The sequence below is a fragment of the Streptomyces sp. NPDC002133 genome, from assembly GCF_040296405.1.
Taxonomy (GTDB): domain Bacteria; phylum Actinomycetota; class Actinomycetes; order Streptomycetales; family Streptomycetaceae; genus Streptomyces.
Window position 1 is genome coordinate 68,611 of the sequence record NZ_JBEOXF010000020.1, and the last position, 19,338, is coordinate 87,948.

Annotated in this window: 13 protein-coding genes, 1 tRNA gene and 2 pseudogenes; 10 read left to right on the forward strand and 6 right to left on the reverse strand. The window is 69.4% G+C overall.

The genetic code is table 11. From position 1 onward, the window contains the following. Window positions 1-36: 36 nt before the first annotated feature. On the reverse strand, window positions 37-381 hold the full coding sequence (locus ABT078_RS20565) for a WhiB family transcriptional regulator (protein WP_351229664.1): 345 nt from the start codon (window positions 379-381) through the stop codon (window positions 37-39). A 381-nt stretch (window positions 382-762) separates the two neighbouring features. Between ABT078_RS20565 and ABT078_RS20570 the strand changes: the two genes are divergently transcribed. Next, entirely contained in the window at window positions 763-3,015 is a 2,253-nt protein-coding gene (locus tag ABT078_RS20570) for a transglycosylase domain-containing protein (protein ID WP_351229666.1), read from the forward strand. A 182-nt stretch (window positions 3,016-3,197) separates the two neighbouring features. On the opposite strand, the gene ABT078_RS20575 is transcribed toward ABT078_RS20570, so the two are convergent. After that, on the reverse strand, window positions 3,198-3,662 hold the full coding sequence (locus ABT078_RS20575) for a GatB/YqeY domain-containing protein (RefSeq protein ID WP_351229668.1): 465 nt from the start codon (window positions 3,660-3,662) through the stop codon (window positions 3,198-3,200). 201 nt (window positions 3,663-3,863) lie between these two features. Here ABT078_RS20575 and mptB point away from each other — a divergent pair, with 201 nt between their 5' ends. The 4 genes from mptB to ABT078_RS20595 all read left to right on the forward strand — a co-directional run bounded on the left by mptB (window position 3,864) and on the right by ABT078_RS20595 (window position 7,769). Further along, window positions 3,864-5,309, forward strand: coding sequence for a polyprenol phosphomannose-dependent alpha 1,6 mannosyltransferase MptB (gene mptB / locus ABT078_RS20580; protein ID WP_502981264.1), 1,446 nt, complete (start codon window positions 3,864-3,866; stop codon window positions 5,307-5,309). Further along, window positions 5,306-6,601 carry a glycosyltransferase 87 family protein gene (locus tag ABT078_RS20585; protein WP_351229670.1) on the forward strand — a complete coding sequence of 432 codons (1,296 nt, stop codon included), beginning with the start codon at window positions 5,306-5,308 and terminating at the stop codon, window positions 6,599-6,601. Before mptB ends, ABT078_RS20585 begins: the two co-directional genes overlap by 4 nt. Continuing rightward, window positions 6,547-7,485: a metallophosphoesterase gene (locus ABT078_RS20590; RefSeq protein WP_351229672.1), complete on the forward strand. Its 939-nt coding sequence runs from the start codon at window positions 6,547-6,549 to the stop codon at window positions 7,483-7,485. Before ABT078_RS20585 ends, ABT078_RS20590 begins: the two co-directional genes overlap by 55 nt. A gap of 210 nt (window positions 7,486-7,695) precedes the next feature. Beyond that, window positions 7,696-7,769: transfer RNA gene (locus ABT078_RS20595), tRNA-Pro, on the forward strand. 117 nt (window positions 7,770-7,886) lie between these two features. Here the strand turns inward: ABT078_RS20595 and ABT078_RS20600 are convergent. After that, a pseudogene (locus ABT078_RS20600) lies at window positions 7,887-8,291 on the reverse strand (LacI family transcriptional regulator); the annotation flags it as partial. 283 nt (window positions 8,292-8,574) lie between these two features. Between ABT078_RS20600 and ABT078_RS20605 the strand changes: the two are divergent. Then, complete coding sequence (locus tag ABT078_RS20605) at window positions 8,575-9,123, forward strand: GNAT family N-acetyltransferase (RefSeq protein WP_351229674.1); 549 nt, start codon at window positions 8,575-8,577, stop codon at window positions 9,121-9,123. A 1,123-nt stretch (window positions 9,124-10,246) separates the two neighbouring features. Next, window positions 10,247-10,822: a hypothetical protein gene (locus ABT078_RS20610; RefSeq protein WP_351229676.1), complete on the forward strand. Its 576-nt coding sequence runs from the start codon at window positions 10,247-10,249 to the stop codon at window positions 10,820-10,822. Window positions 10,823-11,286: 464 nt separating this feature from the next. Here ABT078_RS20610 and ABT078_RS20615 read toward each other — a convergent pair whose 3' ends face one another. Continuing rightward, complete coding sequence (locus ABT078_RS20615) at window positions 11,287-12,483, reverse strand: PucR family transcriptional regulator (protein WP_351229678.1); 1,197 nt, start codon at window positions 12,481-12,483, stop codon at window positions 11,287-11,289. Window positions 12,484-12,657: 174 nt separating this feature from the next. On the opposite strand from ABT078_RS20615, the gene ABT078_RS20620 reads away from it, so the two are divergent. Both ABT078_RS20620 and ABT078_RS20625 read left to right on the forward strand, forming a co-directional pair. Continuing rightward, a complete protein-coding gene (locus ABT078_RS20620; protein WP_502981267.1) occupies window positions 12,658-13,077 on the forward strand; it encodes a thiamine pyrophosphate-binding protein in 420 nt (139 codons plus the stop codon). Window positions 13,078-13,404: 327 nt separating this feature from the next. Further along, on the forward strand, window positions 13,405-15,888 hold the full coding sequence (locus tag ABT078_RS20625) for a SpoIIE family protein phosphatase (RefSeq protein WP_351229682.1): 2,484 nt from the start codon (window positions 13,405-13,407) through the stop codon (window positions 15,886-15,888). Between the two features lie 176 nt (window positions 15,889-16,064). On the opposite strand, the pseudogene ABT078_RS20630 reads toward ABT078_RS20625, so the two are convergent. Further along, window positions 16,065-16,331 (reverse strand): annotated as a pseudogene (locus ABT078_RS20630) (tyrosine-type recombinase/integrase); the annotation flags it as partial. Window positions 16,332-16,491: 160 nt separating this feature from the next. Further along, window positions 16,492-17,142 carry a hypothetical protein gene (locus ABT078_RS20635; RefSeq protein WP_351229684.1) on the reverse strand — a complete coding sequence of 217 codons (651 nt, stop codon included), beginning with the start codon at window positions 17,140-17,142 and terminating at the stop codon, window positions 16,492-16,494. Window positions 17,143-18,085: 943 nt separating this feature from the next. On the opposite strand from ABT078_RS20635, the gene ABT078_RS20640 reads away from it, so the two are divergent. Beyond that, window positions 18,086-19,144, forward strand: coding sequence for a zinc-dependent alcohol dehydrogenase family protein (locus tag ABT078_RS20640; protein WP_351229686.1), 1,059 nt, complete (start codon window positions 18,086-18,088; stop codon window positions 19,142-19,144). Window positions 19,145-19,338: the final 194 nt, after the last annotated feature.

Consider the following 19,338-nt stretch of genomic DNA (forward strand, 5'->3'; position numbering starts at 1 on the left):
GGGCGGGTGGTGCCTTCCGCGTACCGCCGGCGACCGCTAGCCCGCTGCCGCGTACGTCTCGTACGTCTCGTCGTCCTCCAGGCCCACGGGCAGGATGCCCGCGCTCCGCTCGTACTCGGTACGTGCGGTCTCGAGCAGCCGGCGCCAGGAGGTGACAGTGGGCCGCCTGCGCAGCAATGCGCGCCGCTCCCGCTCGGTCATGCCACCCCAAACGCCGAACTCGACGCGATTGTCGAGCGCGTCGGCCAGGCACTCGGTCCGCACCGGACATCCGGTGCACACCGCCTTGGCCCTGTTCTGCGCCGCTCCTTGTACGAACAGTTCATCCGGATCGGTAGTGCGGCAGGCTGCCTGCGCACTCCAGTCGGTTACCCAGCCCATGCCGGCGCCGTCCTCTCCCGAATCGAGGCTCCCCCACGGCGGCAGCGGCATATTCACCGCTGCCAGTTGAGGACGTTACGGAAGGTGGGCACAGCGCAACACCCCCTTCGGGCCCAATCTTGAATGGCCCGAACGGACTATGCGTACGCGGCAGATCACCCAGGGGAGTGAGGTGAGGGCATACGTGACGAATCCGACAAATGGGGGCAGTTGAATCCGGGCGACGGGAGAGATCGTCGCCTCGTTTTGTCTCAGGACTGTCCCAGGGTGCCCGGGGATACGGCGGGGTATTGATACGCAACTGCACTGCTGTGACAGTTGGGAACAGCTTAGGCCAAGGCATATACGCGTGTCCGGCGAATGAGAACGTAGGCTGCCCTCATGGCAAACAAGCGCTCGGGTGGGGGTCTGACCGGGACCCAGCAGGCCGCCAAGTTCCTCGGTGTCAGTGTGCTCGCAGGAGCGGTGCTGGCAGGCATTGCCCTGCCCGCCGCCGGTGCACTGGGGCTCGCGGCCAAGGGGACGGTCGAGGGGTTCGACGAGATCCCGGCCAACCTCAAGACACCCCCGCTCAGTCAGCGCACGACCATCCTGGACTCCGAGGGCGGTCAGATCGCGACCGTCTACTCCCGTGACCGTACGGTCGTCCCGCTCAAGGACATCTCGCCGTACATGCAGAAGGCGATCGTCGCCATCGAGGACGCGCGCTTCTACGAGCACGGCGCGGTCGACCTCAAGGGCGTGCTGCGTGCGCTGAACCGGAACGCGCAGGAGGGCGGTGTCGCCCAGGGCGCGTCGACCCTCACCCAGCAGTACGTCAAGAACGTCTTCGTGGAGGAGGCCGGCGACGACCCCGACAAGGTCGCCCAGGCCACGCAGCAGACGCTCGGCCGCAAGGTCCGTGAGCTCAAGTACGCGATCCAGGTCGAGGAGGAGCTCGGGAAGAAGAAGATCCTCGAGAACTACCTCAACATCACCTTCTTCGGTCAGCAGGCGTACGGCATCGAGGCGGCGTCCAAGCGCTACTTCACCAAGTCCGCCAAGGACCTGAAGCTGGAGGAGGCGGCGCTGCTGGCCGGCATCGTCCAGTCGCCCAGCCGCTACGACCCGGTCAACGACAAGGAAGAGGCCACCAAGCGGCGCAACACCGTGCTGCAGCGGATGGCCGACATCGGTGACATCTCGCAGGCGGCCGCCGACGAGGCCAAGGCGAAGCCGATCAAGCTGAACGTCAGCCGGCCGAAGAACGGCTGCATCACGGCGGTCGACGGCGCCGGCTTCTTCTGCGACTACGTGCGCAAGACCGTCCTCTCCGACCCGGCCTTCGGGAAAACGGCGGAGGAGCGGCAGAAGCTGTGGAACCTGGGCGGTCTGACGATAAGGACCACGCTCGACCCGCGCGCCCAGGAGGCCGCCAACGAGGCCGCCACCTCGAAGGTCAACAAGAAGGACAAGGTCGCCGCGGCGGTGGTGCAGGTCGAGCCCGGCACCGGCAAGATCCTGTCGATGGGCCAGTCGCGCCCGTACGGCCTGGACCAGAAGCAGCACGAGACGGTGCTCAACCTCTCCGTCGACAACAGGATGGGTGGCACGACGTACGGCTTCCAGGTCGGCTCGACCTTCAAGCCGATCACGGCCGCGGCGGCGCTGGAGAAGGGCATCAGCCCGTCGCAGTCCTTCTCCAGCGGGTGGAAGCTCCAGCTCCCGATGAGCTCCTTCACGACGTGCTCCGGCTCCCCCGCCGGCTCCGGCATCTGGGACCTGCAGAACGAGGTGGAGGAGGAGACCGGCAGCTGGGACATGACCAGCGCGCTCGGCAAGTCCATCAACACCTACTTCGCCAAGCTCGAGCAGATGACCGGGCTGTGCGAGACGGTCGAGATGGCGAAGGAGATGGGTTACGAGCGCGGCGACGGCAAGAAGCTCGGCGAGAACCCGTCGATCACGCTCGGCGGTGAGGAGAGCACTCCGCTCTCCATGGCCGCCAGCTACGCCACGTTCGCCAACCGCGGCACGTACTGCACGCCGATCGCGATCTCGTCCATCACCACCGCCGACGGCGCGACCGTCAAGGTGCCCGAGTCCGAATGCTCGCAGGCGATGAGCGAGCAGACGGCGGACATGATCAACCAGATGCTCAAGGGCGTGGTCGAGGACGGCACCGGCACCAGGGCCGGCCTGAGCGACCGGGACAACGCGGGCAAGACGGGTACGACGAACGACCGCAAGGACGCCTGGTTCGTCGGCTACACGCCGAACCTCTCCACGGCGGTGTGGGTCGGCGACGACATCGGTGAGAAGACGTCGATGTACAACATCACCATCGGCGGCCAGTACTACGACAAGGTCTGCGGCGGCTGCCTCCCGGGCCCCATCTGGAAGATCGCGATGACGGGGGCGCTCGACGCCTCCGAGACCGACTCGTTCAACCCCATCGACGTGCCTCGCGGCGAGAAGCCGGACGAGGACAAGGACGACGAGGACCGGGACAAGCCCGGTAACCACCGCGGCAACGACAACGGCGGGAACGACACCGAGGGGGACGGCGGTCAGCCGTTCCCCGGGATCTCCATCCCGCCGGGCTTCGTCGGCGGAGCGGACGGCGGGCGCGCGAACGGCGGCGGGCGGGGCTGACCTCGTCTGTGCAATGAAGAGTGCCGGCCACCGGGATCGATCGTGGATCGATCCGCGGGTGGCCGGCACTCGCCGGTTCTCGGCTCGGCTCGGCTCGGCTCGGCTCGGCTCGGCTCGGCTCGGCTCGGCTGCCGGATGGTCGGCTGCCCGACGTCTGGGCTGCCCGGTTTCTCGGCCCGGCGTCAGCTCGCGAGCAGCTTCTTGACCGTCGCAGCGACGCGGCCGCCCTCGGCGCGCCCTGCCACCTTCGGGTTCACGATCTTCATGACCGCGCCCATCGCGCGCGGGCCCTCGGCGCCGGCCGCCCTGGCCTCCTCGACGGCCTGCGCGACGACGTCGTGCAGCTCGTCGTCCGACAACTGCTGCGGCAGGTATGCGTCGAGGATCTCGCCCTCCGCCTTCTCGCGGTCGGCCTGCTCGGCGCGACCGCCCTGTGCGAAGGCCTCGGCCGCCTCGCGGCGCTTCTTCGCCTCCTTGGCGATCACCTTCTGCACCTCGTCGTCGGAGAGCTCGCGCGCCTGCTTGCCCGCGACCTCCTCCTTGGTGATCGCGGCGAGGGTCAACCGGAGCGTGGAGGAGCGCAGTTCGTCGCGCGCCCTGATCGCCTCGGTGAGGTCTTCCTGCAGCTTGGACTTGAGCGTGGTCATGCCCCGATTGTGGCAGGTGCGCTGCGCGCGCCGCCCGCGCATTTCGTCCGGGGCGCGCCCCGGACACGGCCCCGACCCGGCCTCGACCGGGCCCTGCCGTCCCGAGGGCCCCTCCGCTCGTCACGCTCCGGACACATCGTGGCCGTTCCCGGGTGGGGCTTACGTCGGCTTCCGGCCATCGTCCGTTGACAGCCTGCCCGCATGCCGGCCATCCGCGTTCCCGTCGACACCCGCCACATCCAGTTTCTGGGGCTGACCGGTTCGGCGGTGCTCGCCGCCTGCGGGGTGGCCGTCGGGGCCGTACCCGTACGGGAGGTGCTCGCCCCACGCTCGGGGGCGGCCGCGCTCGGACTGGCCGGGGCGTACTTCGGGCTGGTCCTGCTGATCGCCGCGTGGGCGCTGCTCGGGCGGGCGATACGCGGGCCCGAACCGCCAGGACCCCGCACGCTGTTCCGCACGCTCGCGCTCTGGGCGGCGCCGCTGCTGGCGGCGCCGCCACTGTTCAGCCGGGACGTGTACAGCTATCTCGCGCAGGGTGCGATGGTCGAGGCGCAGATGGACGTGTACGCGCAGGGCCCGGCTCACCTCGGCGGCCCGCTGAACCTGGAAGTCGCACCGGTCTGGCAGCACACCCCCACTCCGTACGGACCGGTCTTCCTGGCCTGCGCGGCCGCGATAGCCGGGCTCGCGCGTGCGGAGGTGTCCACCGGCGTCCTCGGGATGCGGCTGGTGGCGCTGCTCGGGGTCGCGCTGATGGTCTTCTGCCTGCCGAGGCTGGCGCGGCGCTGCGGCGCGGACCCGCGCACCGCGCTCTGGCTCGGTGCGCTGAACCCGCTGGTGCTGCTGCACCTCGTCGCGGGCGCCCACAACGACGCGGTGATGCTGGGTCTGCTGGGTGCGGGGCTGGTCGCGGCGCTGGGACGCTGGCCGGTCATCGGCGTCGTACTCGTCACCCTCGCCGCGCTGGTGAAGGCTCCAGCCGCGCTGGGTCTGCTCGCGGTCGCCCTGCTCTGGTGCCGACGGCTGGACGGCCGCCTGCCGCGGCTGCGGGCCGCCCTCGCCGTGGCCTGGATCTCGGCGGCCACCACGGCCGTGACAACCGCGCTCACCGGCACGGGTTACGGATGGATGGCCGCGCTCGACACGCCCGTGTCGCCGCACAACTGGTCGCTGACCTCGTCACTCGGCCGGATGACGGGCGCCGCGCTGACGGCCGTGGACAGCAGCCTCGCAGAATTCGCGATTCCGGCCTGGCACATGGCCGGTATCGCGGCTACGGTGCTGGCCATGATCGCCTTTTGGCGGCGGCACCACCTACGCCGCCCGGTCTATGCGCTCGGTCTGAGCCTGACCGCAGTCGCCCTCCTCGGACCGGCGATACGTCCCTGGTACGTCCTGTGGGGCCTGTTCCTGATCGCCGCCGCAGCGCCGAACGGGTCGGTACGGCTGCGCCGGGCCGCGGCCGTGGCCAGCGGTGTACTCGCGCTGGCCGTACTGCCCAGCGGATTCGCCCCGGACGGGGCACAGTTGCTACTCGCTGTGGGCGGAGGTGCGGCCGCGGTGCTCGTGCTGTGGTGCGTGTACCGGCTGAACGCCCGCAGCTCCTCGGCCCACCGTCGTACGGAACCCCTCGGGAGCCCTGCTTGAGACCCCCGACCACGACCCTGGGCAGGGTCGCCGTGACCACGGGCCTGGCGATCGCCGTCACGGCCTTCCTGATCTTCGTGCCCCTTCACCGCAACTGGTTCGATCTGCACGTCTACTACGGCACCGTCGGCTACTGGATGGACGGCGGCCGGATCTACGACTACCTCAAGCCGGGCACCCACTACGGCTTCACGTATCCGCCCTTCGCCGCGCTCGTCATGCTGCCGATGTCGGTGGTCGGCTGGTACAGCGCCATAGCGATCAGCCAGTTGCTGAACCTCGCTGCCGCGGCGGCCATCCTCTATATCTGCACCGATGCGACGATCCGCCGGGAGCGCTGGACCCGCTGGTTCGCCTACGCCGTGCTGGGCTGCCTCTTCGCCTGGCTGGAGCCGGTACGGGACACGGCGAGCTTCGGCCAGGTCAATCTGCTCCTGCTGGCGCTGGTCCTCGCCGACGCCTGGCTGCTGACGTCGGACACCGCCCGCGCCCGGCGGCTGGACCGGATCGCCGGCCTCGGCATCGGACTCGCCGCCGCGATCAAGCTCACCCCGGCGATCTTCATCGTCTATCTGCTGGTGACCCGGCGGCTGCGGGCGGCCGGGTTCGCCACGGCGGTCGCGGGCGGCGCGACCGTGATCGCCGCCTGGGCGGACCGGGAGGCGTCGCGTACGTACTGGACCGAGGCGATGTGGAACACGGACCGCGTCGGCTCGCTCGCGTACGTCTCCAACCAGTCCTGGCAGGGCATGCTGGCCCGGCTCACCGAGCCGGTCGCCGAACCCAGCCGCGCGGTGTGGGCCATCGGCGTCCTGCTGCTGCTCTGCGTCTGGGTCTGGCGGGCGCGGCGTGCCGTCGCCGCCGGTGACGAGCTGGCCGGCTTCGCCCTGACCGGCATCGCCGCATGCCTGGTGAGCCCCGTCACCTGGGTGCACCACCTGGTCTGGCTCATCCCCGCCCTCGCGGTGCTCGCCGACGCGGGACTGCGCTCGGCGGCGGGCGGACATCGCCGCAGACGGCTGCTGTTCTGGGCCGGGGCGAGCTACGCCCTGCTGTGCAGCAGCATCGTCTGGTTGTGGCGGTGGAACGACGGGGGCGCGCCAGGTTTCCTCGGTAGCAACGCCTACGTATGGATCTCGCTGGGGCTGCTTCTGCTGCTGCCCTTCCGCGGGGTGCGGGAGGTACCGGACGGGGACGGGCCGTACGACCTTGCGGGCCCGTCTGCAACGATGGGCGCATGCGCGCACGCTACGGAGCCCCTCTCAAAATCGGTGCCGGCATCGCAGCCGTAGGCGCCGTCGGCATCGCCTACGCCGCCGGATTCGAAGCCCGTTCGTTCCGGCTCCGGCGGGTGACGGTCCCCGTCCTGCCGCGCGGGATGCGCCCGCTGCGCGTCCTCCAGGTCTCCGACATCCACATGGTCCGCGGCCAGCGCAAGAAGCGCGCCTGGCTGCAGTCGCTGGCGGGCCTGCGCCCCGACTTCGTCGTCAACACCGGCGACAACCTCTCCGACCCGGAGGGCGTGCCCGAGGTCCTCGACTCGCTCGGCCCCCTCTTCGACTTCCCCGGCGTCTACGTATTCGGCTCCAACGACTACTACGGCCCGAAGCTGCGCAACCCCGCCCGCTACCTCCTCGAAAAGGCCCAGGGCCGCCACGGTCTCAACGGCAACACCCCGGCGGTCGGCGTCGTCCACAACCCGTGGGAGGAGCTCCGCGACGCCTTCGACGCGGCGGGCTGGGTGGGCCTCAACAACGCCCGCGGCCGACTCAAGCTCGACGGCCTGGACCTGGCCTTCACCGGCCTGGACGACCCCCACATCAAGCGCGACCGCTACGACTCGGTCGCCGGCGGCCCGGACCGCGACGCCGACTTCTCCGTGGCCCTCGTCCACGCCCCTTACCTGCGCTCACTGGACGCCTTCACGGCCGAGGGCTACCCCCTCATCCTGGCCGGCCACACCCACGGCGGCCAGCTCCGCATCCCCTTCTACGGCGCCCTGGTCACCAACTGCGACCTCGACACGGACCGCGCCAGGGGCCTCTCGACGCACGCGGCCGCGGGCCTCACCTCCCACCTCCACGTCTCGGCAGGCTGCGGCACCAACCGCTACACCCCGGTCCGCTTCGCCTGTCCCCCGGAGGCGACGCTGCTCACGCTGACGACGCGGGACTGAGACGGGGACCGGGGAACGGGGAACGGCTCCGAGGACGGGGACCGGCTCCGGTTGCCGGGGCCCTCTGCCCGGCTGCCCGCCGTGGCGGCGCTCGGCCGAGCAGCGGCGAGACCTGCGACGTCGAGGGCCTCCGGGCCCGCAAAAACCGGATTTCGTCTCCGGGCGCCGGTGGGCTAAAGTAAACGACGTCGCCGCGAGAGCGGATGACATCGGGGTGTAGCGCAGCTTGGCAGCGCGCTTCGTTCGGGACGAAGAGGTCGTGGGTTCAAATCCCGCCACCCCGACAGCTGAAACACCAGGTCAGGGCCGGTTTTCCTTCACGGGAAACCGGCCCTGACTCGTTCCTCGGGGCCTCTGGGGAGTGAACGGGGAGTGGATCAAGGAAATCCACTCCCCGAGCGTCACCCCTGGCGCGCTCTCAGCAAGGCATCGAGCGCTCGCACGGGGACCGAGGATGCATGCCAACCGCGCCTCCAACGACTCCTCCCACTGCTCGGTCAGTTCATCCATGAGCCGACTCCTCATCCGCGCGGTGATGTGCGAGTAGCGCGCCTGCACCGAACCGTCCTTGTGTCCCATGCCTTCGTCCATGAGCTTGGGCGCGATTCCGAGCTCCTCCATGACCGTCTTATGGGAGAGCCTGAGCCCATGCGGAGTGAGGCCTCGCGCGATCGGAAGCCAGCACGCGTCCGCCCTGCCAGAGGCGTCCCGGCCCCGCGCCGGCACTCCCGGTCAGAGGTCCGCCATCACCGGCACAGGGCGCGGCTCCTGCGGGGGGGGGTCTTCGGGTACCAGCCCGTCGTGGACACCTTCACCTGATCGTGCAGATCCCCCCGCACCGCCTGGCCTACGTCACAGGCCCAGGACCAGGTTCTCGATCAGGCAGCCCACGCTCCCACATATCTCCTGGTGCGGACCTGACACTTTGACGACAGGGCCTAGTAGGGGTGTGTCTGTGACGGCTCACCGTCACTGAAGCAGCGATCTTGCTCCATGCGGGTCAGGGCGTGCGCGTCATGTGCATCCCCGGTCGCCCGGCGCAGGAGGGGCGCGTGGTCGTACGGGGCGGGCGCTTCTTAGAATGGATGCATGTCGGCTGAGCTTGTAACTGAACGATTGACCCTTCGCCCGTGGCGGATCGAGGACGCCGAAGCGGCGCTTGCCATCTATGGGGACTCAGGGGTCTCACGCTGGCTGAGTCCGGCCATGGATCCCGTTGCGGATGTCAGCGCCATGCGGCTGGTGCTCCAGCAGTGGATGGGGGAGGACAACCGGCTCATGTGGCCCGCCGGGCGGTGGGCCATCGAACGGCGTGACGATCAGCGCCTCATCGGGGGCGCCGTGCTCCTGCCGTTGCCGCCTCGTGGCGAGGACATGGAGATGGGGTGGCAGCTGCTGCCCAGCGCCTGGGGGCACGGGTACGCCACCGAGGCCGGCCTTGCCATCGCCAAGTGGGCCCTTGACGAAGGACTCGACGAGATCTTCGCCGTGGTCCGGCCCACCAACAACCGGGGCGAAGCCACCATCCGACGCATCGGCATGGAGTGGGTCGGCGAGACCGACAAGTACTACAACATGCGGCTCCAGGTTTTCCGCCTCCGCGCCAGCGACCTCGCCGCCCAGGGGCCACACCTCTGAGCACCCTGAGCCCCCGGGTTCGCCCACCCACGCGTACGACACCGCCCGGCGCCGCCGCGCGCCGGGTCGCCGCTCGCGCTGCGGCTCCCGGTTGCGGTGGGGCCCGCGCCGGGTCGTATCCAAGCACCCGTGACTCAGCCTGGTTTCCGTTCCCCGACCACGGCTGAGTCACAAGCTTCTCTACCGGGTTGGACACTGTGCTGTACCCGGCAAGCCGCGCAAGGCATGGGTGCCGACCAGAGCGGATACAGCCATGGTGGGGCGCCAACGCGGGGGCCAAACAGGGGGCCAAACAAGGCAGCCGCACCAAGACCGTCCCGGACAGTAACGGACACGGCTGGAGTCAAACGGCCATGTCAGCGGTCCCCAACCACGGTCAGGGAACGCCCGATCGCGTTCGGGACGAAGAGGTCGTGGGTTCAAATCCCGCCACCCCGACAGACGGATACCGGCCCGAGGCGGCCGGCGTGAACAACCATGTGGCGAACCCGTTCCTTCGCCAGTGCGCCGCCTGGTCGACGGCGCCCCGCCGCGTGTGAAGCCGAGAGCGTCGATGGCTTCACGGACGCGGGGCGCCCTCCTGGGTCGGTCGTTGAGCGCGTGGTTGAGTCATTCGGGCAGTGGAGCGGGCTCGCGGTCGTCGAGCACGGTGTAGGACCCGTCCGGTGTGGTGCTCGGTGAACAGCGGAGCAAAGGCGATACCGGCGGCGGATCCGCCGGACAACCTCGTAACTGGTTGCCGACAGCTCCTCGGCGATCTGTGCGCAGAACCGGGCAACGGCCCCCGGCGACGGCCGAGAGCTGCGCCGAGAGACCAAGGTTCGTCGATTCCACAAATCAGAGCCCGGTGTTTCCGGCTTTTCGCCGTAGCTTCGCGTGATGCCGTAGGGAAAAACTCGAAGTGCCGGTCGAAAGGTGCGAAAGCGTACCCGCCGGAGATCGACGTCAGACACGTCGGCGACTCCACTGCCCTGGTGACCACGCGGGCCGAGCTCAGCGCGATCAACGTGATCGCCGCAGCCTGCGCGAGACACGTGCCGCATCACGGCCCGGGATACCTGTCGAACCGGTGTCCCGTGGTCGCGGGAATCGCCGACGTCACAAGAGAAGGAAAGACATTCCAATGGATCGGAAACTCGAAAGGCTGACGCGCTTCGGCGCGGTCTGCGGCGTCCTGTTCGGCTTGTCGCTGGGCGTGGCCGGCACGATTGAGGCGTTCACCGGGGAGACGGCCGCGACCAGTTTCATCGTCGGCCTCGGGGTCGCGGGCTTCGGCGTACCGGCGCTCTTCGCGTTCCATCTCCGCCAGGCGGACGCCTCCGGCCGCTTCGGAGCGGTCGCCGCCGCTGCCAACATCATCGGCCTCGGGCTGTTCGCGGGGGCCTCGTTCGCCTACAACGTGGTTCTGTTCTTCGTCGAACCAGCCGTCTTCGAAACCGTGCTCGACGGGCCGTCGATGTGGGCGATCGCCGGCGGAGGGGCGATCTTCATCATGGGAACCCTGCTGTTCGGAATCTCCATGGCACGCACGGGCGTCCTCCCGCGGCTTGCCGCTGTGGGTTACACCATCACGCTGGTCCTGCTCGCCCTGCTCGGTAACCTGCCCGACTCCTTGCTCAGCAGCGCCAACCACGTAGCCGCCTGCGTCGCGCTGATATTCCTGTCCCGCTCCGTCTGGCGCGCCGGCTCGACGCCGTGAGCCCCGGCCCTGTGTCGCCGGCTTGAGCGCGACCCCGACCCACTCGGTCCCACCGACTCCGCGGGCGCTCACCTTCCGTCCGCACCTCCCCCGCCGGCACCACCGCCGACGGATGGCGCCGTCCGGTGAACCGGCGACACGGTCCACGATGTCGCGCCGTCGGGCGGATGGGTCTGCGAGCAGGCCGCTGATCGGACCGGGACCCGCCGCGGAACCGCCAGCGCTCACAGAAGTACCGGCGAAACGGGCTCCGGCAGGGACGAAAGTCGCTGCCGGAGCCCGTTTCACTCATTCATCAGCTGGTCGATGGGGCCAAGTCGGCTGATCGTCGCGTCCGTGTCGGCTGAGAGCTCCCCCGGTGGCCGGCGTTGGCCGCCAAGGGGCTCGTCCTGGGGTTCGCCCGTACGGCGCCGCGCCTCAACGCCCCATCCCGTCGAAGGCTGAGGCGGACCGGGCACATGACGTCAGTCCGTCCGATAGAGGCGGAGGGCGACCAGGGACGCGACGAGTCCGTCGCCGCTGCGCGGATCCAATCCGGTGAGTTCGTTCCACCGACTGAGCCGGTAGGACAGGGAGTTCGGGTGCAGGTGCAGCGCGCGGGCCGCCGCGGCCACCGACAGGCCGTGGTCGGCGAATGCGACGACGGCCTCGGCCAGGTGGGAGTCCGTGCGCGCGGTGGCCACGGCCCTGGTGAACAGCGGGGCGAGGCGGGCCGCCTGCTCGCCGAGGCCGGCGGCGAGCCAGGCGTCGGCGAAGCGTACGACGCCGTGCTGCCCGCCCGTCTGGGACAGCACCTGGGTCGCGTCGGTGATGCTGTCCACCGCCCCGGCCAGGCCGGGCCGCGACAGTCCGATGCCGACCGCCGTGCCGGGCGCCGACGGCGAGATCGCCTCGGCGGCCGCGACGACCCTGTCCGGGTCGTGCCGCTGGCCCAGGACGAGGAGCCGGGTGCCGTCGGTGGCGCAGTGGAGTACGCCGGGCAGGGCGGTCAGCCGATGCCGCAGTTGTTCGGTGCGGTCGTCCGACCAGTCCTCGGCCGGCAGGCACAGCGCCTGGAACTCGCCGTCCGGTTCATAGCCGAGCGTCCGGGCCAGGGTGGCCGCCGGCTCCAACTGGACAGGATCCGCGGTGAGCTCGGCGAACAGCCGGTGGGCGAGCGTGGCCCGGGTCACCTCGGTGCGCCGCAGTTCCTCGTTGTAGGCGTCGGACGCGTTGCCCATGAGGATCCGGAACCAGGTCCACATGTGGGCGACCAGGTACGCCAGCTCGCCGACGTGCTCGGGTTCGTCGGCCGTGGCCTGCCGCAGGATCATGTTCCAGGCCTCGCGGCAGGTGGCGTGGTAGGCCTCGAGCAGCAGTTCGATGGGCAGGCCCTGCTGGGCGCGTCGCCGGCCGAGTTCCCGGGCGTGTGCGATGTGCTCGTCCTGCGGCGGGCTCTGCTCGGCGATGCCGGCCAGCAGCATGCGGCCCTGGTACAGCACGAACTGGCGGTGTTCCTCCGCGGGCACGACGGCGTAGTCGGGGATCTCGGTCCGGATCCGCCGGACGATGTCGTGACTGGTCACCGGCAGGTCCTCGGCGATCTGTGCGCAGATCCGGGCGACGGCCTGCCGGGCCGCATCCGAGAGCGGCGTCGATGGATGAGGGTTCGTCGATGCCACAAATTCGAGCCTAGCAATTCCGGACTTTTGTCGTAGCTTCGTCGATTTCGTGGTGAAAAGCTCGAAGTGTCGGACGAACAGTGCGAGACAGCCGCACCTACCGGAAATCGAGGTCAGACATGTCGGGCGACTACACCGTTGGCGACCACCTTCTTGCCAGGCTCGCCGAGATCGGTGTTCGGCACCTGTTCGGGGTGCCGGGCGACTACAACGGTGCCGGGCGACTACAACATGGAGTTCCTCGATCACGTCGTCGACCACGACCGGATCAGCTGGGTCGGCAACGCCAACGAGCTCGACGCGGCCTACGCGGCCGACGGCTACGCCCGCGTCAACGGGGCCGGCGCCCTGGTGACCACCTACGGGGTGGGCGAGCTCAGCGCGATCAACGGGATCGCCGGCGCCTACGCCGAATACGTGCCGGTGATCCACATCGTCGGCGCACCGTCCACGGCGGCGCAGAAGGCCGGAGCCCTCCTTCACCACACCCTCGGTGACGGCGACCACCGGCATTTCGTCCGGGCGCATACCGAGCTGCTGCGGACCGCGGCGCACTCGCTCGCCGACGCCGAGGACGTCGCCCCGTCCCGTTGACCCCGGCGGCACCCGGACCCGCTGCGCAGCAGCAGTCTCCTCGGCCGGCCCGAGCGGCGCTCTGCCTGGAGTGCGACACACGCCGGAAGCAAGAGGGCCGCAAGAACGCGCAGTTGGACATCGCCGAGTCGCCGAGCCGAGCGCGGACTGGGCGCGCGGCTCTCGCCGATCCCTGCTCGATCCGCTGCCGCCGGGGCGCCGGCGCTCGACAACAGCCGGGCGCAGCCCTCGAGGACTGCGACACCCCCATGCTCCGATGAGCGGCGCACACGCAACGGCCGAGCACCCGGCGAACCACATCACAGGGGGAGACGGAAAGGACGATCAATGGACAGTTCAACGGGAACGGCATTGGCCGCGGCTCAAACGGCCTTCCACATGGCAGGCGCGGCGATAGCCCTGCTCGATGCGGAGGGGACGGTGGTCGGGTGGACGGAGGCCGCCCGACAGCTGGTCGGCTACTCGGCTGCGGAAGTGGTGGGCCGGTCCGGTGCCGCCCTGTTGGCGGCTGCCGAAGACCGGGCGAAAATACCGGCAGTTGTGGAGCAGAGCAGCGCCCGGGGCCGATGGTCCGGCTTCGGCGGCGTCCGCCACCGCGACGGTCGCAAGGTCGACGTACGCCTGAGCGTGTCGTCGCTGTCCGGGCAGGACGGCCGGGCCCGGTGGGTCGTATCGGCGATCGACAACGTCACGTATGCCTCCCGGGGTGCGGACGGATCGGCGGTGCAGTCGCTCCGGGCTGCGCTGAACCTCCAGAGCCACGTGCCGATCGGCGTCGTGATACGCGACACGCAGCTGCGCTGCACCTGGGTCAACGACACACAGGGCCTCAAGGACGGCATTCCTCGCCAAGAACGGTTCGGGCGCACGCTGGCGGAGGCGGCGCCCGGCCCGGAGGCGAAGACGCTCGAGGCGCTGATGCAGCAGGTGCTGGAGAGCGGCGTCCCGGCGATCCACACGGAATACCGGGCCTTCCAGCCGATCCGCGGACGCGGGAAACGTACGTTGGCCGCCTCCCTCTTCCGCCTCGACGACGCGCATGGCCGTGCGCTGGGGCTGTGCGCCGTGAGCATGGATGTCACCGACAGTGAGCGGGCTCGCGAGCGCCTGGCGATCCTGGGCGAGGCCAGCAAGAACATCGGAACCACCCTGGACGTCATGCGCACCGGGCAGGAACTCGCCGACCTCGCGGTGCCGCTGCTCGCGGACTTCGTCACCGTCGACCTGGCGGAGTCGGTCCCGCTCGGCGAGGAGCCCCTGGCCCATATCGGACCGAAGGATGGAGACATCCCCGCCTTCCGCCGCGCGGGCGTGGCCTCGATCCATCAGGAGGTCCCGGAGTCCCTGTTCGTACGGGGAGAGCCGGTCCTCGTCTCGCCGGCCTCGCCCTTCAACGGCGTCCTGCGCTCCGGAAGGCCGCACTTCGAGCCGATGCTGGACACCTCTCCGGGCACTTGGGTGGACCGGCAACCACTGGCAAGCGTACGGAAGATCCACGAGCACGGGATGCACTCCTTCATGGTCGTGCCCATCCATGCGCGGGGCGCCCTGCTGGGCGTGGCGGCGTTCGGACGCACGCAGAACGACCTGCCGTTCGAGGAGGACGACCTGCTCCTGGCCGAGGAACTCGTCAGCTGGGCGGCGCTGTCCCTGGACAACGCCCGCCGGTACGCGCGCGAACGCACCGCGGCCCTCGCTCTGCAGCGTCACCTGCTGCCTCACCGTGCCACGGGCGGGTCAGCCGCCGACGTGGCCTGGCGCTACCTGCCGGCAGACGACCACCATGGCGTCGGGGGCGACTGGTTCGATGTCATCCCGTTGCCCGGTGCCCGGATCGCCCTGGTCGTCGGCGACGTGGTCGGGCACGGCATCAATGCGGCGGCGACCATGGGCAGACTCCGCACCGCCGTGCGCACGCTGACCGACATGGATGTACCTCCCGACCAACTGCTGACCCAGCTCGACGAGCTGGTCCTGCGCCTTCTCGACGAAGAGGCCGACCCTCATGGCCAGGCCACCACGGGAGCCACGTGCCTGTACGCCGTCTACGACCCGGTCACCCGGGAGTGCACCATCGCTCGGGCAGGCCACCCGCCGCCTGCGATCGTCGACCCGCACGGCGGCGTGACCTTTCCCGAGCTGCCCACCGGAGCCCCGCTCGGTGTCGGCATGGTCCCGTTCGAGTCCGTCACCCTGGAACTGCCCGAGGACAGTGTGATCGCCCTCTACACCGACGGCCTGATCGAGGACCGCGACCACGACATCGACGTCGGCATGGACCGCCTGGCCACCGCCCTGGCACGTCCTGGTCTCCCGCTGGAAGCCCTCTGCTCCTCCGCGATCGACACACTCCCCACCCGGGCACCGAGCGACGATGTCACCCTCCTCCTCGCACGGACCCGCTCGCTCGGCCCGAGGCAGGCCGCCTCCTGGCACCTGCCGGCCGACCCGGCCGTCGTAAGCCGCGCCCGCGCCCTGGCCACCCGCCAACTGGACCAGTGGGGACTGGAGCACCTGGGCGACTCCACCGAACTGATCGTCAGCGAGCTGGTCACCAACGCCATCCGCCACGGCAACGGGGTGCGCGACGGCCAGGGCATGGTCGGCCTGCGCCTCATCCGGCACGAGATGCTGACCTGCGAGGTCTCCGACACCAGTGACAGCCACCCGCGCCTGCGCCACCCCCGCACCACCGACGAGAACGGCCGCGGCCTCCACCTCGTGTCGAAGCTGTCCCGCCGATGGGGAACCCGCTGCACACAGGACGGCAAACTCATCTGGTCCGAACAGCAACTCGCACCCACCGCATGAGGCCGACCTCCCTGTGGACCGCACACGAAACCGCTGACGGCCGTGCCGCCCGCCATCAGAACTGGTGGCGGGGCCGTCGCTGCGGCCGGCACACGTCTCCTGGTGCCCTGCGATCGACCAGCAGGGCTGTCAGCCGTGTCGACGAGGCGGCGCGATCTCTGAGCAGCCGGCTTCGGGCCGGTCTGGATCACAGGCCGGGTGTGCTTTCGGTAGACCTCCTCGGTCACGGCCGTGCCGGAATGGCCGACCAACCGGGAGATCTCCTCCAGAGGGACGCCGCGGTCGGAGAGCAGGGACACGAAGCTGTGCCGGAGTTCCCGGGGCGTCCAGTCGTCAGCATCGATCCCCTCGGCATCCTCGAGGGCCTGGCGGAAGGCGCGGCGGACGTTGGTCGCGTCGAGAGGCTTGCCGACAGCCGAGGAGAAGACACTCCCCGACTCATCGACTGGCCGGAACCAGGGTAGCCGCCGCTACTGACCCTCGGCAGGGACGTTCACGAGGTGCCTCGTGCACCTGTCGGCGTACACAGGAACGTGTGCAGTCACATAACGACGCCCAGGTGACAGCACGCCTCGTACGCTCCCGAGCCCATCTGGATCGCGGTCAGTACCAGCGGCTGAATGCGGCGGCGCCAGATCCGGTCTCTGCGGCGAACCGAAGAACCCGCAGTGGCCCGTCGATGAGTTCCGCAGCATCGAAGCCGGAGGCGTCGCCCATCGCGGTCATCCAGGCGGCGATACGGGAGAGGGCCTCGCTTCGCCGCGTGCTGGAGAGGCAGAGGGCTTCCTCGGCCTGGGCGAGGGCGGTCATCACCTCATCGGCAGAGAGCAGAAAGTCGCCGAACCAACCTGGGAGCATCGCGGAGCCTTCCGCACCGAGGCCGTAGCACAGAGCCGCGGCCGGGCTCGCCTTGCGGGCGGCCGCGACGAAAAGGCCGGCGCCTTCTGTCACGGGCATGAGGCTCATGCTCGCGTCACGCATTGCTTCCGCAGCGTCGGTGGCCGCGTTTGCGTCGTGGATGAAATCCGCGAAGCGCCGGGCGGCGGGCGTCGGCGTCAGGGGCCGGGAAGGATCCACGGTGTGCTCGAAGAAGGGCTCCCGGTCACCGCCGTCCGACCACCAGGCGAGCGTCTCGCCGTAACCCGGCGGTCGGGCCCAGTCGCCCGGCTGCATGAGGTGGATGTATCGATCCGGCAGTGCCCGGGCCTCCTCATCAGGGATGACACCGACCACCCACAACCCCGTGGAGCCCATCGTCACGCACCTCTCACTCTGGCGGGCGACTCTATCTGCCCCGCATCCCGAGATCTGCGACAGAGCTCGTGCGTCCGTACTTGGCTCAGCACTTCGACGGGTACGCCGACAGGTACCGAGCCTGGGTGAGTGGAAATCTTCTCCACGGGTTTCAAGGCCCGCGCACGGCGCGGGCGCGCGCCGCCTCTGCGGCGCGCTGGCGAACTGCGGGCATGAAGTGGGGGACACCCTCTGTGGCTGGGGCGGTCGGCTCCACGACTTCAGCCGGCCACTTTGGCGCGAGCCTCGAAGATCATGGGCCCAACGTCGTGCTTTGCCGGGCAGCTCAGGAGACTGCCCGACGCGCCGGGAGCTTACGGGGCCATGATCACTCGCGCCAAGGCAGCTCCCGTCCAAAGACGCTACGCCGACCTCGCTCCTTCGGCTGCGGCGATACGGACTGGCGACCAGGTGGAGCCGTCGGCGGCTGGATTGCAGGGCCTGTCAGTGGCGCCTAGCGTGATGTCGGGGACTCCAGGGGCTCTCGGGTGCGGTGCGTGCGGCGGACTCAGCAGGGCATGCGCCCGGGGTCCAGTCCATCGAGGTGATCAACTACTGACGCACACAGACGCTCGTCAAGATCTCGCCGACACCATCAGGCATCCGATCCGTTCGCCGATCCTCCACTCTGACCTCAGATCAGTGCGCTGCGGCGAGCGGTCCTGATCACGGACCTCAGTGGGCCGCACGACCCCGGCTCGCGCACATGATCATGCTGAGCGAGTCGGTAAGGGCCTAGAGGGGACCCGACGTCGATGACACTCTGCGCACGGGTCTGCTCCATCGAGAAGGAAAGGTCCGGAGCCTGGTCGCCGACGAGGATGCCGCCAGCGGCATTGTTCCTGTCCAGAACGCCCGCCGAGTTCGTCGGGCGCTGAGAGACGAAAGGTCACTCATGCCATCCATGCGCGCGCTCGTAGCCGGAAAGGTTGGCGAGCCGGCCGATGTCCTGCGGCTGGAATCCCGGCCTGTTCCCACGCCAGAAGCCGGTCAGGCGTTGATCCGCGTGAAGGCGACTCCGATTCACGCCAGTGATCTGCACGTGCTGCGTGGCCGCTACGGTTTCTCCCCCGAATTCCCCACTGTCGGGGGTCACATGGAATGCGTGGGCCGTATTGAGGCCCTGGGCCCGGATACCGAGGGAATGAAGATCGGCGAGCGCGTGGTGGCCGTTGCCGTCCCGGCGATACCCGGGCCGCAGGTGGCCGGCACTTGGCAGGAATACCTTGTTGCCGATACACGAAGGCTCCTGCCGGTCCCCGATCATCTGAGCGACTCCAGCGCTTGTCAACTCGCCGTCAACCCGCTGACCGCGCTGCTACTGGTGACCCATGAACTCGACGTACAGCCGGGTGAATGGTTGTTGCAGACGGCCGCGGGCTCCACCGTCGGCCGGCTCGCCATTCAGCTTGCCAGGCATCTGGGTATTCACACGATCAATGTCGTGCGACGGCGCGATGCCGTCGAGGAGATCAAGGCGCTTGGTGGCGACGAGGTCATTTGCACTGAGGACGAGGACCTGTTGCAGCGTGTGGCCGAGATTGCAGGACCGGCAGGCGTGCGCAAAGCCATCGACTGTGTCGCGGGCCACGTGGGTGCCCAGGTCTCCCAGGCATTGGCTCCGGGAGGAGAGGTCGTGGTCTACGGCGCGCTCTCCACCCATCGGCAGACTGACCCGGCAGCGCTGACGATCCCGCTGTCGGCACGCTCGGTCATCTACGAGACCAAAACAGTCCGTGGCTTCTGGCTGAACCGCTGGTTCGGCACTGCCTCACCTGCGGATGCGCTGCGCGCGCTGTCCGAGGTTCGCAGTCTCGTTGCCGATGAAGTGCTGAGCATCCCCCAAGGCGAGCCGTTCCCGCTCGAACGCTTCACTGAAGCCATCTCGTTCGCCGAAGCACCCGCACATGGCGCAAAACCGCTCTTCGTCTTCGAGGATGGCCGGGACGAAGACGACAGGTAGGACGCGGCCCGGACGGCGCTGGCGGCGGTGCGGCTGCGGCGGGGCAAGGCCGCCGACGCCCGCGGCGACGCCCAGCTCGGGCACACCGCACCGCTCGGCCAACCGGACCAGGGGCATCAGGCCAGCGTCCGCGATCAGGTTCGGCTCGTCGAACGCGGCCGAGATCACGGCAGAGCAGATTCGTTCCCGGCCGA

What these genes read in the sequence shown, in the direction of transcription:
- ABT078_RS20565 (WP_351229664.1), bottom strand. Translation starts at nt 381, where the DNA reads ATGGGCTGGGTAACCGACTGGAGTGCGCAGGCAGCCTGCCGCACTACC.
- ABT078_RS20570 (WP_351229666.1), top strand. Translation starts at nt 763, where the DNA reads ATGGCAAACAAGCGCTCGGGTGGGGGTCTGACCGGGACCCAGCAGGCC.
- ABT078_RS20575 (WP_351229668.1), bottom strand. Translation starts at nt 3,662, where the DNA reads ATGACCACGCTCAAGTCCAAGCTGCAGGAAGACCTCACCGAGGCGATC.
- mptB (WP_502981264.1), top strand. Translation starts at nt 3,864, where the DNA reads ATGCCGGCCATCCGCGTTCCCGTCGACACCCGCCACATCCAGTTTCTG.
- ABT078_RS20590 (WP_351229672.1), top strand. Translation starts at nt 6,547, where the DNA reads ATGCGCGCACGCTACGGAGCCCCTCTCAAAATCGGTGCCGGCATCGCA.
- ABT078_RS20605 (WP_351229674.1), top strand. Translation starts at nt 8,575, where the DNA reads ATGTCGGCTGAGCTTGTAACTGAACGATTGACCCTTCGCCCGTGGCGG.
- ABT078_RS20610 (WP_351229676.1), top strand. Translation starts at nt 10,247, where the DNA reads ATGGATCGGAAACTCGAAAGGCTGACGCGCTTCGGCGCGGTCTGCGGC.
- ABT078_RS20625 (WP_351229682.1), top strand. Translation starts at nt 13,405, where the DNA reads ATGGACAGTTCAACGGGAACGGCATTGGCCGCGGCTCAAACGGCCTTC.
- ABT078_RS20635 (WP_351229684.1), bottom strand. Translation starts at nt 17,142, where the DNA reads ATGGGCTCCACGGGGTTGTGGGTGGTCGGTGTCATCCCTGATGAGGAG.
- ABT078_RS20640 (WP_351229686.1), top strand. Translation starts at nt 18,086, where the DNA reads ATGCGCGCGCTCGTAGCCGGAAAGGTTGGCGAGCCGGCCGATGTCCTG.